7 protein-coding genes are annotated in these 14,314 nt (G+C 65.2%); 4 read left to right on the top strand and 3 right to left on the bottom strand.

From position 1 onward, the window contains the following. Positions 1 to 816: 816 nt before the first annotated feature. A complete protein-coding gene (locus GM672_RS24850; protein ID WP_211517420.1) occupies positions 817 to 2,589 on the bottom strand; it encodes a DUF885 domain-containing protein in 1,773 nt (590 codons plus the stop codon). 172 nt (positions 2,590 to 2,761) lie between these two features. Between GM672_RS24850 and GM672_RS24845 the strand changes: the two genes are divergently transcribed. The 3 genes from GM672_RS24845 to GM672_RS24835 all read left to right on the top strand — a co-directional run bounded on the left by GM672_RS24845 (position 2,762) and on the right by GM672_RS24835 (position 9,715). Next, positions 2,762 to 5,842: a hypothetical protein gene (locus GM672_RS24845; RefSeq protein WP_155473212.1), complete on the top strand. Its 3,081-nt coding sequence runs from the start codon at positions 2,762 to 2,764 to the stop codon at positions 5,840 to 5,842. After that, complete coding sequence (locus GM672_RS24840; protein WP_155473211.1) at positions 5,839 to 7,509, top strand: SWIM zinc finger family protein; 1,671 nt, start codon at positions 5,839 to 5,841, stop codon at positions 7,507 to 7,509. Before GM672_RS24845 ends, GM672_RS24840 begins: the two co-directional genes overlap by 4 nt. 379 nt (positions 7,510 to 7,888) lie before the next feature. Continuing rightward, the gene (locus GM672_RS24835; protein WP_229417932.1) at positions 7,889 to 9,715 is read left to right on the top strand and encodes a reverse transcriptase family protein; all 1,827 of its coding nucleotides are present in this window, start codon (positions 7,889 to 7,891) and stop codon (positions 9,713 to 9,715) included. Here GM672_RS24835 and rtcA read toward each other — a convergent pair. Beyond that, positions 9,687 to 10,733 (bottom strand): RNA 3'-terminal phosphate cyclase, encoded by a 1,047-nt coding sequence (gene rtcA / locus GM672_RS24830; RefSeq protein ID WP_229417931.1) that lies wholly within the window; start codon positions 10,731 to 10,733, stop codon positions 9,687 to 9,689. The two genes, GM672_RS24835 and rtcA, sit on opposite strands and share 29 nt — an antisense overlap. Positions 10,734 to 10,744: 11 nt before the next feature. Then, the gene (locus tag GM672_RS24825; protein WP_155473209.1) at positions 10,745 to 11,980 is read right to left on the bottom strand and encodes an RtcB family protein; all 1,236 of its coding nucleotides are present in this window, start codon (positions 11,978 to 11,980) and stop codon (positions 10,745 to 10,747) included. Between the two features lie 244 nt (positions 11,981 to 12,224). Between GM672_RS24825 and rtcR the strand changes: the two genes are divergently transcribed. Then, complete coding sequence (gene rtcR / locus GM672_RS24820) at positions 12,225 to 13,826, top strand: RNA repair transcriptional activator RtcR (protein ID WP_155473208.1); 1,602 nt, start codon at positions 12,225 to 12,227, stop codon at positions 13,824 to 13,826. The last annotated feature ends 488 nt before the right edge of the window (positions 13,827 to 14,314 follow it).

Here is a 14,314-nt window from a genome sequence, read left to right as displayed (position 1 = left end):
TTTCGATGGTCACGTTTTAATTACTTGTGTAGACGTTTAATGCTATATTTTGAGCATCGAGACCGAAGTCTCGGGCACATCACATCAAACGCCCACACTTATCGACTGTTGATTGTTAAAGAATTCTTCGCTTTTCAGCGACGCCGCTGGGCTTGCACCCTTGACAAAGCGTTGTGTTTGTCAGCAGCAGAGAGGTGAGATTATGCGATGTTTCGTGCAGCTCGTCAACCCCTTCGATTCCAGCGCCTGGCGCTTTCATCTACCACCGCTTCGTTTCGTTTCTCACGCTACGCTGCGGCAGGGACAGAACTATAGCAAGGCGTTCGCGATCTGGCAAGCACCTCTTGTGGAAAACGAAGGACTTTACGAAAGTCAGTTTGCCGGCCGCCCGCATCGGCACCTGGAATGCCCGCTGCTTCGCGCAGCATGTTCTCGTCGGTGATAATCGCCGCTTGCGCGATCGTTAATATGGACGAATCCACATCATTGTCGGAGCAATTATATGGACGAAATTGTCCTTCCAGCTTTGTGGCGCTGGAAAAGATTTCCGCGCCCTACCTGTCGTTACCTTCTCATCGATGGCGCTACTTTCCCTATTAAGCGACAGCCGTACCAACGTACCGCCGGCCGGCGTCACCACGTGCAGATACATATCCTTGCCAGGGCTATCCCACGACAGCACGACGCGCAGCCGCGATAGCGTCTACCCCGCATAGCTGTCGGCGGACTGGGTACGCGCGCCGTCCATGCCATCATGCGAGCGCACTTCCACGCTTTTCAGACGCCATCGAGAACCGGAACGACCGGCGGCGAAAATCACTGCTGGGAAGGCACGAACTCCTGCATCACGGCTTTGCGCAGCAGCGCCGGCGGCACCAAGCCCTGTGCCAGCACGAAGTCGTTGAAGGCCCGGCGCTTGAAATTTCGGCGCAGCGCCACCTCGGCGGCCTGGCGCGTTTCCATCAGCCGCTGGTAGCCATAGAAGTAGGACGTGGCCTGGCCCGGCGCACGGAAGATATAGCGCTGCATCTCCTGCGTAGCCATGCCCTCGGACAGGCCCACTTCCTCCATCAGGAAGCTCTTCACGCCTTCCGGCGTGATCTCACCCAGGTTGACCATCGGGTCGAGGAAAGCCCGCGCGGCCCGCTGCAGGCGCGCCTGAAGCGCGAACAGCTGGCCGTCCAGCGGCTCGTAGGGCTGCATCTCCGCCTCGGCATACAGGGCCCAGCCTTCCACGTTGACGCTGTTGAAGGCAAACACCGCACGCGCCGTCGACACGCCCGTCTCCAGCATCTTGGCGAACTGCAGTTCGTGGCCGGGACGCGCCTCATGCGCCGTCAGGGTCCAGCTGCCCGCCTGGTGCGTGAAGTCGTCGAACACGAGGGCCTTGCCGCTGGCATCGGGCGGCATGCCGGTGGTGAGCACGAATTCGCCATACTCGCCCGTATTGCCGATCAGGCGCGGTGGGCTCATGTGCGGTGCCGGCTGCTGCGCGTTCTCGGCCGCCGTGGCCAGCCGGATCACGGCCTTGCGGGACGGCAGCGAGACGATGCCCTGCTGGCGAACGGCCGCCTCGATCTGGTTCAGGCGCTCCGCATACAGGGGCATCACCTGCTCGACCGGGATCTGCTGCTTCTTCAACTCGCGGATGACGGCGCGGTAGTCGGCATCCTGCAGCTTGCGTTCGCGCGCGATCAGGCCGGCCGTGATGTTCATCTGGTTGCGGATTTCGGCGAACGACGTCAGCGCCTTGGCAACCAGCTCCTGCGGCGGAATATCGACGCCGAACTGGCGCAGGTTGTCCGCATACAGCTCGGCCGGCAGGCGGTGATCGGCGCGGGCACGCGGCAGGATCTGCGCGCGCACGTCCTTCTCGTAGGCGGCCAGCTGCTTCTCCAGCGCCGCGAAGGCCGGCTCCCAGCCTTTCACTTCGCTCTTGGCCAGCAGCTCGCGCATGCCTTTCACCAGGGCCGGACCGTCGTTCAGGGCCTGCTCCACCTCACCCTTGTAGGGGCCCAGCAGTTTCGGGTTGGCCTTCAGCCGCTCCTGCAGGCGCTCGCCAGCCAGCACAGTGATGGGCCGGTAGCCCTTGGTCATGCCGGCGTACTTCTCCAGCCGCGCCACGATGGTCTGCTGGCGCTCCTTCGGAATACGCGGGTCGAGGGTCTGGCGCAGCACGCCGAACAGCAACTGGTTGACGTCCGTGAAGGGCAGCAGGTATTTGCGGGTTAGCGCGGCCGTGCGCATCTGGTCCTCGGCCGCCTTGACGAGGATTTCCAGGTCCTGCCGCACCTTCGCATCGGTCTCGCCCTTCAGGCGCTTGTTCAACTCGGCCACGACGGCGCGCGTGTCCTTGTTGGTGGCCTCGAACTGGTCGCGCGACATATCGGTGATCTGCTCGTCGAAGCCGTCCACGCCCAGGCTCGACGCCCCTTCCGGCGAATACTTGGCCACCACGTTCAGCAGCAGCTTGGCGTTCTCGTTGCTCTTCTTGACCCAGGCCGGTTCGGCCGCCAGTGCAGGCAGCGCCAGCACGGCAAAGCCAAGGCTTCCGATCAGGCTGCGCATTTTCCAGTTGGTGTTCGACATCGCGTTCCTCGTTGGTTGATCAGGGTTCGGCGCCATCGCCGGCGCCGCCAATCTTAGCACTCACGATTGGCCTGCCAGCTTAGCAAAATCCGCCGCCGCTGCCGAAGAGTTATTGTCCGAAACCGCAATGTTAGCTACTATTTAACGGTTTTGAACCCTGGGATGCGATGCAGTGAAACTGATCAGAAAAACCAGCCTGCTGCGCCGGCAGAAGGACAGCGCCGATCACTGCGAAATTGAGTTGTGCGAGGCCGCCGGCACGCCGGCCCGTTACCTGGTCAACCTGCGCCAGGGCCGCGCCGGCGGCGAATGGCGCGAAAGCACGCGCACGCCACAGCCGGTCGACCTGGCTGCCGCCGAACTGCTGTACCAGAAGGCAGTGCAGGACCGGATGGCGCAGGGCTTTGCCGATCCCGCCGCTGCCATTGCAGCGACACCGCCAGCAACTTCGCAATCCGCGCCCGATGCGCCGGTCATCACGGAAGGCGACCGCGCCCTGCTGCGCCGGCTCGAAGCGGGCAGCTGGCAGCTGCTCGACCAGCACGGGCGCAACCGCACCATCTGGCGCATCGGCGAGCGCCGGCTGCGCGCGGCCGTGCCGACCCTGGTCGACCAGCTGGAACGGGGCGACGCCATGCAGGACTACTGCATTGCCTGGACCATCGGCCGTTGCGGCGATGCCGGCGCCGCCGAGGCGATGCGCGAACTGCATGCGCGCGGCAGCACGGAGGCCGTGCGCCGCATTGCCCTGCAGGCGTGGCTGCTGCTGGCCACGCCCGAGGAACGCAGCCGGCATGCGCAGGCCCTGCTTGCCACCTGGCCCGAACCACTGCGCCTGGCCTGGCAGCGCGAGGATGGCGCGGCCCTGCAGGCACTGGCCACGACCGCATCGGCCGAGGGCAGTCTCGCCCTGGACACGTGGCTCGAACAGCTCGACCAGGTCGCCCTGTGCCACCCGCCGGCGCGTGCCGTGCTGCTCGCCATGCTGCGCACCGTACCGCTGCGGGGCGGGACCTTCCGCGCCGTCCGCCACGTGTACAAGGCGGCGGAACTGCGCGCCGACGCCGAACTGTTCGCCATCCTGCACCGTCGCTTCGAAACGACACCGCACCATCCAGCCACCCATGTCCGCGTGGGCAACCGCTATCTGTCCTTCGCCGAGGCCGTGACGCGGCCCGACAGCACCGTGGCCTACGGCGTGCGCACGCGCCACTACCTGCTGCTGCGAGGCTGGCGCACCTTGCGCCGGCTGGGCGAGGCGGACGATCCCCTCTTCGTGCCGATGGCCGTGGCCTACCTGCTGCAGCTGGACGACCGCGAAGCCGGCATGCCATCGCGCCGGGGCGGCCGGCTGCTGGACCGCTATGCCCACTGGATGCTGTTCAATCACCTGCTGCGCGCCCACGCCGGCCTGCGCCACAGCCGTTCGGGCCTGACGTGGTACCGCACGGCGGAAGATTTCAGCGACGACCTGCGGTTCGAAGCCTTCCCGGGAATATGGGACCGCCATCCGCAAGCGCTGCTGGCCCTGATGCTGGAGAGCCGCTGCGAAGGCGTGCATGCCTTCGCAGCCCGGGCCCTGGCTGACAATGAGACGTTCTGCGCGGGACTGACGCTCGACCAGTTGCGCGACCTGCTGCGCAGCCCTTATGTGGCGACCGCCCGCTTCGCCTTCACGGTGGTACGTGGCCGCATCGAGCCCGGCATGCCGGACAACGACTGGCTGATGGTATTGGTGCTGGCCGCGCTGCCGGAAGCGCGCGAGTACGCGATGGAGTGCATCGGCCGCGAGCCGGCGCGCTATGCCGCCGATCCGGTACTGGTGCGCACGGTGCTGTGCGCGCCGGATGCCGCCGTGCGGCGCCATGGCTGGATCCTGTGCCAGGCGGCGCTGCGCCTGCCGGGCGTGCCCGAGGCGATCGTGCTGCAAGTGCTGGATTGGCTGACCCACGACGCCGATGCCGGCGACAGCTTGCACGCCATTGTCGCCGACCTTTTCCAGGCGCTCGACAATCCGCTGCACGCGGCAGCGCAGCAGGCCCCCTACGACATGCTGCTGCAGCTGGTGGCACACCGGCTGCCGGCCGTGCGCCTGCTGGCCTGCCGCTGGCTGCTGATCCACGCGATGCTGCCGTCCGCCCTGCCCGGCGCTACCTTGACGGCGCTGCTGCGCGATGAGGACGTGGACGTGCGCGCGATGGCCGTGAACCTGTTCGCGGCCCTGCCCGACCACGTGCTGGCCGACCAGGTCGACCTGATCGGCGCCTTCGCCACCAGTGCGGATGCGCCTGTGCGCGCCGCCGTCGATGGCGTCATCCGCCGGCTGGCGCAGGTGCCCGGCATTGGGGTGGCCCTGCTGCCGGCCTTGCTCGACAGCTTATTCCGCAGCGAGACGGGAGATGGCGTCCATGACGATGTGCTGGGCTGGGTCACCGGCCCGCTGGGGGCGCTGGAGGAATTGTCCAGCCCCGACCTGCTGCGCCGTCTGCTGGCAGCGCGCGGCAAGGGTGCGCAACGCCTGGGCGCGCAGTTGATCGAGCGCTTCACCGCATCCCAGTTCGACGTGGCCGACTGGGCCGCCTTCGGCCGCAACCAGAATGCCGCCGTGCGCCGTTGGGCCTACGCCGCCTTCACCGCCCATCCGGACCGGGTGCGGTCCGACATGGAAGCAGCGCTGCGCCTGTTCGACAGCCGCTTCGAAGACACGCGCGAATTCGCCACCGATTTCTTCGCCACCGCCTGCACGGCCGAAGACTGGACCCCGCTGCTGCTGGTGAACCTGTGCGACCATGCCGACCCGGCTGCCCAGCGCTTCGGCCGCGCCATGATCGCCACCCATTTCGACGTGGCCGACGTGACTGAATTCATGTTCAAGCTGAGCCAGCACCCGTCGGCAAACATGCAGCTGTTCGTCAGTGCGTGGCTGGAAAGCGCCTGCAGTGGCGACGCCGGCAAGCTGCGGCGCCTGGAGCCCTACTTCCTGGCCGTGCTGTCGCAGGTTAACCGGGGCCGCGTCGTGAAAAGCCGCGTGCAGCACTTCCTGCGTGCCCAGGCGATGCTGTCCGAGGAAATCGCCGCCGTGGTGGCGCCACTGTTCGCGCGCCAGGTGGTCACCAGCGCCATCGCCGACAAGGCCCAGTACATCGAAGGCCTGCGCGCCATCGGCCAGCGCTATCCCGCCCTGCCGGCGGTGATGACGATCGTGCCGCCCGCGCGGCGCACCAGCGGCTCGGCCGTGGAGACCCTGCCATGAGATTCAACTACCGCTATTACGGCGCCACCACGGTCGAGAACAGCGCCTCGGCCACCGACATGCGCTTCGTGCCGGATGCGCTGCGCCCGCCCACTCACTTCGTCGCCGACGTCAACAAGCGCCTGCCGTTCCGCGAGGCGATGTCGGCGCTGCACGATGTCGTCGTGGCCGACCAGCGCTACCAGCCGCGCGACAAGACGGCCTACAAGGCCTGGCTGGCCGAGAACGAGGAGAACCTGCTGGCCGAATTCATGGCCCGCTCGGCCGAGCTGCAGGCCCGGCAGGTACCGCTGAAGCAGGAACTGGCCGAGGTCAGGTCGCGCAAGAGCGAAATGCTCAAGCCCTATTACGCGGCGCAGCGCAAGTACTGGGACTACCTTTACAAGACCAACCGCGAGCTGTGGTACGTGCTCGATCCCGTCATCACCGTGCACCCGGACCGCATCTTCTTCGAGTGTTTCAGCCGCGACGAGTCCAGCTACGCCTCGCTCAGCTGCAGCCACAACGTGTTCGACCGGGTCGGCGAATTCGCCTGCGGTACCACCAATATCGACTACTCCGAGGCGCTGTACGAGCAGTTCCAGAAGATCCGCGACTATAAGAGCACGCGGCTGGCGATCGATCCGGGCGGCTTCCAGGTGCGCACGGCGGACGACCCCACCTTTATCGAGGAGAAGATCGACGTGCCCGAATCCTGGGTGCGCGGCTTCCTGCAGGTGAGCAGCGCGATGAACCTGCCGGCGCACAGCTTCGACCTGCATCCGATGGACCTGCATAACTTCTGCCTGCAGCTGCGCCGCCGCAAGGAGCGGGCCGGCCCGCGCTCGCTGCGTTTCAAGCTGACGCCCGGGGAACCGGTGCGCGTAATGTTCGAGCCGTGGAACGAGGAAGTGGTGTGCCGCCGCTCGATCTATACCGGCAGCGCGCCGGAGGAGATCCGCGTCTGGGGCCGGCGCCGGCTGTTGCTGCTGGAGCGCCTGATCCCCGTGGCGCACAGCTTCACCGTGCACTTGATGGGCAGCGGCATGCCCAGCTTCTGGATCGCCAACCTGCCGGACATGCAGCTGACGCTGGGGCTGTCCGGCTGGACGGCGAACGACTGGGCCAGCACCGGCCAGTTCGACCTGCTGGCGCCGCGCGGCGAGGTCGATAACGACAGCAAGGCACGCGTCTTCGATGCGCTGGCCAGGCGCTGGTTCGCCAGCGCCGACCAGCTGGCGGTAGACACGGGCCTGTCGCGCCTCGTGGTCGAACGCGCATTGGCGCTGTACACCCAGGCCGGCCGCGTCATCTACGACCTGACGCAGCGCGTCTACCGCCTGCGCGAACTGACGCGCGAACCGCTGGCGCTGGACGACCTGCGCTTTGCCAGCGAGGCGGAAAGCGAAGCCTGGACCCTGGTCGTGTTGCATGCAGTGACGGTGCAGCGGCGCCTGGACTACCCGGATGGCAGCATGTATGTGGAAGGCACGGCGCGCAGCGCCGGCCACCAGTATCACACTTACCTTCGACTCGACGCCGACCTGCGCATTGCCGACGGTGGCTGCCAGTGCGAGCATTTCATACGCAACCGCCTGCGCCAGGGACCATGCGCGCATATCCTTGCACTGCGCCTGATGCAGGGCCAGGCCCAAGGCCAGGACGGCGAGCAGGGGCAGGCCGCATGAGCGGGAACCTCACCACGCATCATCAAGAAACGGACGCCGACGCAATGCTTGAGGCCACCCCATTTACGCTGCTATACTCGACCGCGCAAGCATGGCGGGATGGCTCTTGCAACCCGGACGGCGGATCGCCGTCCTCGTATCCTGCTCTCCCCATGCGTCACTGGCCCGCTCTTCACTGGGCCGGACCAGCCCGGGTAGCGCGAGTCGGTGTGAATTCCATGAATTACATCAGCGCTACCCGGGCGGTCCGGCTACGAGTTGAGCGGTCCAGTCCTGCCGGCCCTTCGATGACGGTCCCGCCATGCTTGCGCCCCCCGTTCGTGCACGTGCCAGGGGTGGCCCGATGAGCGCCAATCCTGTGCCTTCCCCTGCTCCTTCCATGACCCGCCAAGAATTGTACGAACGCGTGCGGGCTTCCTCGCGCGAGGAAGTTACGCTGGCCGAAATGCAGCGCCTGGGCTTCTGGCCCGCCAACGACCCCGGCCTGGCTGCGGCGGAAGAACTGATCCGGCGCGAAGCGGAACTGAGCCAGGCGCTGCGCGCCTTGGGTACCGACGTGCGCATCGCCGAAGATCCGGTGCTGGCGCTGAAAGCGATGCGCAAGGAACGCATGGCCAAGGCGCGAGCCAGGCGCGAAGAGACCAGGCAACGGCGTGCGCGCGAACGCTTCGAGCGGGCCAGTGCCTGGCATCGCCGCCAGGCATGCGAAATCCTGTACCTGGGCGAAGGCGTCTCGGCGGGGCTTAACGAATCACGCAGCAACGTCGACAAGCTGGCACGCGCTGCGCTGCCGGCCCTGGACGACGCCCAGGACCTGGCGCGGGCGATGGGCCTGACGCTGCAGGAGCTGCGTTTCCTGGCCTTCGACCGGCGCGTTTCCCGCATCACCCACTACCGCCGCTTCGCGCTGCCGAAGAAGACCGGCGGCGAGCGCATCATCTCGGCGCCGATGCCGCGCCTGAAACGGGCCCAGTACTGGGTACTGGACAAGCTGCTGGCGCACGCCCCCGTTCACCCGGCGGCGCATGGCTTCCTGCGCGGGCGCTCGATCGTCAGCAATGCCGCGCCCCACGTGGGCCAGGCTGTCGTCATCAATCTCGACCTGAAGGACTTCTTCCCGTCGATCGGCATGCCACGCATCCGGGGCGTGTTCACGCAGCTGGGCTACAGCAAGCAGGTCGCTACCACGCTGGCCCTGCTGTGCACCGAGGCGGCCACGGAAGAAGTGAGCGTGGACGGCGAGACCTTCCACGTGGCGCATGGCCCGCGCGTGCTGCCGCAGGGAGCACCCAGCAGTCCGGCGCTGACGAACCTGCTGTGCCGCCGCCTCGATGCGCGCCTGCAGGGCGCGGCGGCGAAACTGGGCTTCGCCTACACCCGCTATGCGGACGACCTGACCTTCTCCGGTGGCGAGGCCACTCGCAAGCTGGCCGGCAAGCTGCTGTGGCGGGTCAAGCAGATCGTCATCGACGAGGGCTTTACGCCGCACCCGGACAAGCAGCACGTGATGCGCGACTCCCAGCGGCAGAGCGTGACAGGCCTCGTCGTCAACGCCAAGCCTTCGCTGGAACGGGACACCTTGCGGCGCTTTCGCGCCACCTTGTTCCAGGTGGAGAAGGACGGTCCGGACGGCAAGGCGTGGAACGGCAACACCAATGTACTGGCGGCGCTGGAAGGCTATGCCAACTTCGTGAGAATGGTCGATCCGGCAAAGGGCACGCCACTGCTGGCGCGGGTGCGTGCGGCGCGCGAGCGCTGGACCGGCGTACCGCAGGCCCACCGCGCGCCGTCGCTGTCCAAGCGGAGCAGCGACTTCCGTGCCTTGTCGGCCCAGGGCAAGGCGCCTTGGGAAGGTTTCTGGCAAGCTGCGGCTCCCCCTCCGCCTGAACTGGAGCGGACGGCCGAGCAACTGGCACAGGATAAGAAAGCGGCACGGCGGCAGCGACCTGCCTCGCCGGCGGCGGAACCGTCCGGCGACTTGGGTGTGGTCGACGTGCCGGCCACACCGGGTCTTCCACCCGTGCCGTGGAGTGCGATTGGCGTGCAGCTTGGCCTGGCGCTTGCGTATGGTATTGACCAGGGCAAGCTGCTGCCGCTGGCGTTTACGGTGGGGTTGGCATTCATGGCCTGGCGTGACCGCGATCCGCATTGGCTGCGCTTCGGCGGCGTGATCGTGCTTATGGTGCTGCTGTCGGTATTACGGTAACGAGCTGCCGGCTGCCTGCGGGCGTGAGGTCGAACCGCACCGGCAGGAAGCGTGCGATGACTTCCGCATTGGTGCTCATGTGATCCGACACGGCGGCGCTGGTAAAACTGCCGCCGCCCGCCAGGGCCAGCGGCAGCATCAGCTGGTCGGCCAGGTGCTCGCCGGCCGCCCCATCCTGTGCCAGGAAGGCTTGCGCCTGCCGCACGGCCTGCCTTGCCACGTCTTCGGCCGTGACGAGTTTTTCACCGAAGGCGGCAATCACCTCCGTCACGTGTTCGTACACGAACGTCAGCAGCAACGCATTGCCCGGCCCCTGGTCGGCCGGTAATCCGCGTATATGCAGCTGCGCAGGCTCGAACCCCAGCAGCTCACGCACCGTGTCCAGCTCGCGCTGGGCCACGCCATGGCGGACTGCCGCCACCACCGACTCCGCGTACGATTCGACAAGCGCGCCCCGCTCCACCACGTCGATGGGATGCAGGCGCGCACATGGCTGCACCGCTGCGGCCAGCACGCCGCCGCCGGCCGGATAGAAGCCGGAGCGCAGCAATTCCAGTTCCACCCTGCCGCCCATCTTCGCCAGCAGCGGCAGCCAGGCGCGCTGCAGGAACTGGGCCGGCGGCGCCATCGGGTTATGGGTGCCGCCGCTGATGCGCAAGGTCGATGGCCCTTGCGCATACAGCAACGCCGGCAGCACCGTTTGCAACAGCAGGGTGCAGCTGCCGGCCGAGCCGATGGCGAATTCGTAGTCGCCTGCACGCAGCGTACCGGGCGCGAAGGTCAGCGCATGCGAACCCAGTTCAGCGCCTGTCACGTCGGCGCCGCTCACTGCGGCCGCCGCCCGCACGGCCGCCAGGTGCTGGCGCATCAGCCCGGGCCTGGAGCGGTTGGCCCGCACGTTGACGATGCCGAAGGGCTGGCCGGTGATCATCGACAGGGTCAAGGCGCTGCGCAGCACCTGGCCGCCGCCTTCGCCGTGCGCGCCATCGAGTTCGATCATGTTCTTCCTGTTTTCCATGGCCTTCACTTCTAGCCTTTCACGCAGACCACCTGTTTCAGCGTGTGCACCACCTCAACCAGGTCGCGCTGCGCATGCATGACGGCGTCGATGTCCTTGTAGGCCATCGGGATTTCGTCGATCACCTGCTCGTCCTTGCGGCACTCGACACCCTCGGTGGCGCGCACCTGGTCGGCCAAGGTGTAGCGGCGCTTGGCCTCGGTGCGGCTCATGGTGCGGCCGGCGCCGTGGCTGCAGCTGTTGAAGCTTTCCGGATTGCCCTTGCCGCGTACGATGAAGCTCTTCGCGCCCATCGAACCCGGGATGATCCCCAGCTCGCCCGGCCTGGCCGACACGGCGCCCTTCCTCGTGACCATCACGTCCTTGCCGAAGTGGGTTTCCTTCTGCACGTAGTTGTGATGACAGTTCACCGCCTCGACGTGGGTGGAGAACGGCTTGGTGATCACCGTGCGCACGGCGGCGATCAGGTTCTGCATCATCACCTCGCGGTTGAGCCGCGCGAACTGCTGGGCCCAGCCGACCGCCTGCACGTAATCGTCGTAATGCTCGGTGCCTTCGGACAGATAGGCCAGGTCCTGGTCCGGCAGGTTGATGAAGTGGCGCCGCATGTCCTGTTTTGCTACTTCGATGAAATGCGTGCCGATGACGTTGCCCACGCCGCGCGAGCCGGAGTGCAGCATGAACCAGACGGCGCCTTCCTCGTCCAGGCACACTTCGACGAAGTGGTTACCGCTGCCAAGCGTTCCCAGGTGGCGGTGGTTGTTCGAGTGGCGCAGGCGCGGCGTCTTCGCGCAGATCACGTCGAATTCATCCTTCAAGGTGGTCCATGCCGCATCCACCGCCGACGGTGTGTCGTGCCACGAGCCTTCGTCGCGGCCCTTGAAGCCGCGCGTCTTCGGCGAGATACCGTGCGGGATGGCCCGTTCGATGGCGTTGCGCAGCTTGGCCAGGCTGTCCGGCAGGTCATTTGCCGTCAGGGTCGTCTTCGCTGCCATCATGCCGCAGCCGATATCGACGCCGACGGCAGCCGGGATGATGGCGCCCAGGGTTGGCACCACGCTGCCGATGGTGGAGCCCTTACCGAGGTGCACGTCCGGCATCACGGCAATGTGCTTGTAGATGAAGGGCATGCGCGCCGTATTGGTCAGCTGGGCGCGGGCGGCGTCTTCCACCGGCACGCCGCGCGTCCACATTTTCACCGGCCGTCCGGCCTCCACGTTCATCACGTCGTATTCTGCGTTTTTCATGTTTTGCTTTCGTTCTTCCTATGGGTGATGCCAGGTTCGCCCCGCTTCGATGCAAGCCAGGCGGATATTCTGGCGTCGTTATCCATCTATATTGCAAAGGCTGTGCCAGGTGATAGTCGCTCAGCTGCCTAGTGTTCAACCAACTGATTTTATTAACTATTTTCTGGCCTTGCGGGTGACCTGATTCCGTTGCACCCCGCAGGCACGCGTGATAAATTATCCTTTCATATAAATATTTATCTAGATGAAAAACAAACGTACCGTCGTCATCGGCTTTATCGGCACCCAGCTGGACAATCGGACGGGTACCGCAAGGTGGGAAAAGTGGCGTCCCACTGTCGCCCTGGCGCAGCAGCCGGATGTGCTGGTTCACCGTTTCGATATCCTGTTCAGCGGAACCGCGGGAAGGCTCGTTCATGATGTTGGCGCGGATATCGCCAAGGTGTCGCCTGAAACGACCGTGGTGCCGCATGAGCTGCCAATTGCCGACGCGTGGGATTTCGAGCTGGTGTATGCGGCGCTGTTCGACTTCGCCAGGAATTATCCATTCGATACGGACCGCGAGGATTACTGGATCCATATTACGACCGGCAGCCACGTCGCGCAGATCTGCCTGTTTTTACTGACCGAAGCGCGCTTTTTTCCGGGGCGCCTGGTGCAAACGTCGCCACCGCGGCGACAAGGCAGCAGCGATCCGGGTTCGTTTGCGCTGATCGACCTGGACCTGTCGCGCTATGACCAGATTGCCCAGCGTTTTACCCGCGAGCAGGCAGAAGGCGTGGCCTTCCTCAAATCCGGGATCGCGACGCGCAATCCCCAGTTCAATGGCCTGATCGACGAAATCGAACGGGTCGCCATTCGTTCGAAAGCCCCCATGCTGCTGATGGGCCCCACGGGCGCCGGCAAATCATTCCTGGCACGACGCATTTACGACCTGAAAAAAGCACGGCACCAGCTGGAAGGACGGTTCGTCGAGATTAATTGCGCCACTTTGCATGGCGATGGCGCAGCGTCGACGCTGTTCGGACACGTCAAGGGTTCGTTCACCGGCGCCAGCGCCGACCGTCCTGGCTTGCTGCGTAGTGCACACCGGGGATTGCTGTTTCTCGATGAAATCGGGGAATTGGGTTTAGACGAGCAGGCCATGCTGCTCAAGGCCGTTGAGGAAAAGCGCTTCCTGCCGGTCGGCAGCGATAATGAAGTCCAAAGTGACTTCCAGCTGATCGCCGGCACGAACCGGGACCTGGGTCACGAGGTGGCGGCCGGCCGCTTCCGCGAGGATTTATATGCCCGCATTAATCTGTGGACGTATCAATTGCCCGGATTGGCGGACCGCCCCGAGGATATCGAACCGAACCTGGCGTATTTGCTGACGCAGTTCGGCCACGAAAACGGCCAGATGGTCAGGTTTAATAAAGAGGCACGCGAACGTTTCATGCAATTTGCGGTATCGCCGCAGGCAGCGTGGCGAGGCAATTTCCGCGACCTGGCTGCGTCGGTAACGCGCATGGCCATCCTGGCGGAAAACGGCACCGTCACGGAAGCGGTGGTCGCCCAAGAGCTGGGGCGCCTGCAGGCCTTGTGGCGGCCGATCGCAACGAATGCGGCGCACGAAGCTGTCGATCTGGAGACCGTGCTGGGTAACGAGGTAGCAGGACAGCTCGACACCTTCGACACGATGCAGCTGCGCAGCGTCATCGCCGTGTGCAGGAAATCGCGCTCACTGTCCGATGCGGGCCGCAAGCTCTACAACGTGTCGCGCGAAGCCAAGGCCAAGCCCAACGACGCCGACCGGCTGAAGAAGTACCTGGCGAGGTTTGGGCTGGAGTGGGCGGATGTGTGCTGAGACGCCCTGCGACTCTTCGCCTGATGGGAGGTAGGCACACTGCCTGGTCTTAGGCGCCGAGTTGCGGGAACCACCCGACCGTGGCCTGCCGCCGCAGTCAGGTCCGCCCAAATCGGGCGGAGGCAAAACCGGGCAATACGTGGCTGGCAAGTGAGCGGCCTTGAATACAAAAAAACCCGGACAAGATTACTGGAAGGAGGGCAAAGCCGGGCAATGCCTGGCTGGCGATTGAGCAGCTACCAATGCAAAAATCCCCCAACAACACGCGCTGTTGGGAGCGAAGGCACGCAACGCCTGGCTGAGCATTGCCACTGAATGCAAAAACCCCTGGACCAGTTCACTGTACGGGGGGGCAAAGCCGGGCAATGCCTGACTGGCGATTGAGTACTCGGAAATGCAAAAAACCCCTGCTGGCGTTAGCCAACAGGGGTTTCTCTATATAACAGCCTGACGATAACCTACTTTCACACTGGTTGCAGCACTATCAT

Origin of the sequence: Pseudoduganella buxea (genome assembly GCF_009720835.1) — a bacterium.
Classification (GTDB): domain Bacteria; phylum Pseudomonadota; class Gammaproteobacteria; order Burkholderiales; family Burkholderiaceae_D; genus Rugamonas; species Rugamonas buxea.
The sequence above is the reverse complement of the archived record's forward strand: the minus strand, read 5'-3'. Positions and strand labels throughout refer to the sequence as shown.

Bases quoted from the DNA above. Each gene is read 5' to 3' on its own strand.
- GM672_RS24850 (WP_211517420.1), bottom strand. From the start codon at position 2,589: ATGTCGAACACCAACTGGAAAATGCGCAGCCTGATCGGAAGCCTTGGC.
- GM672_RS24840 (WP_155473211.1), top strand. From the start codon at position 5,839: ATGAGATTCAACTACCGCTATTACGGCGCCACCACGGTCGAGAACAGC.
- GM672_RS24835 (WP_229417932.1), top strand. From the start codon at position 7,889: ATGACCCGCCAAGAATTGTACGAACGCGTGCGGGCTTCCTCGCGCGAG.
- rtcA (WP_229417931.1), bottom strand. From the start codon at position 10,733: ATGGAAAACAGGAAGAACATGATCGAACTCGATGGCGCGCACGGCGAA.
- GM672_RS24825 (WP_155473209.1), bottom strand. From the start codon at position 11,980: ATGAAAAACGCAGAATACGACGTGATGAACGTGGAGGCCGGACGGCCG.
- rtcR (WP_155473208.1), top strand. From the start codon at position 12,225: ATGAAAAACAAACGTACCGTCGTCATCGGCTTTATCGGCACCCAGCTG.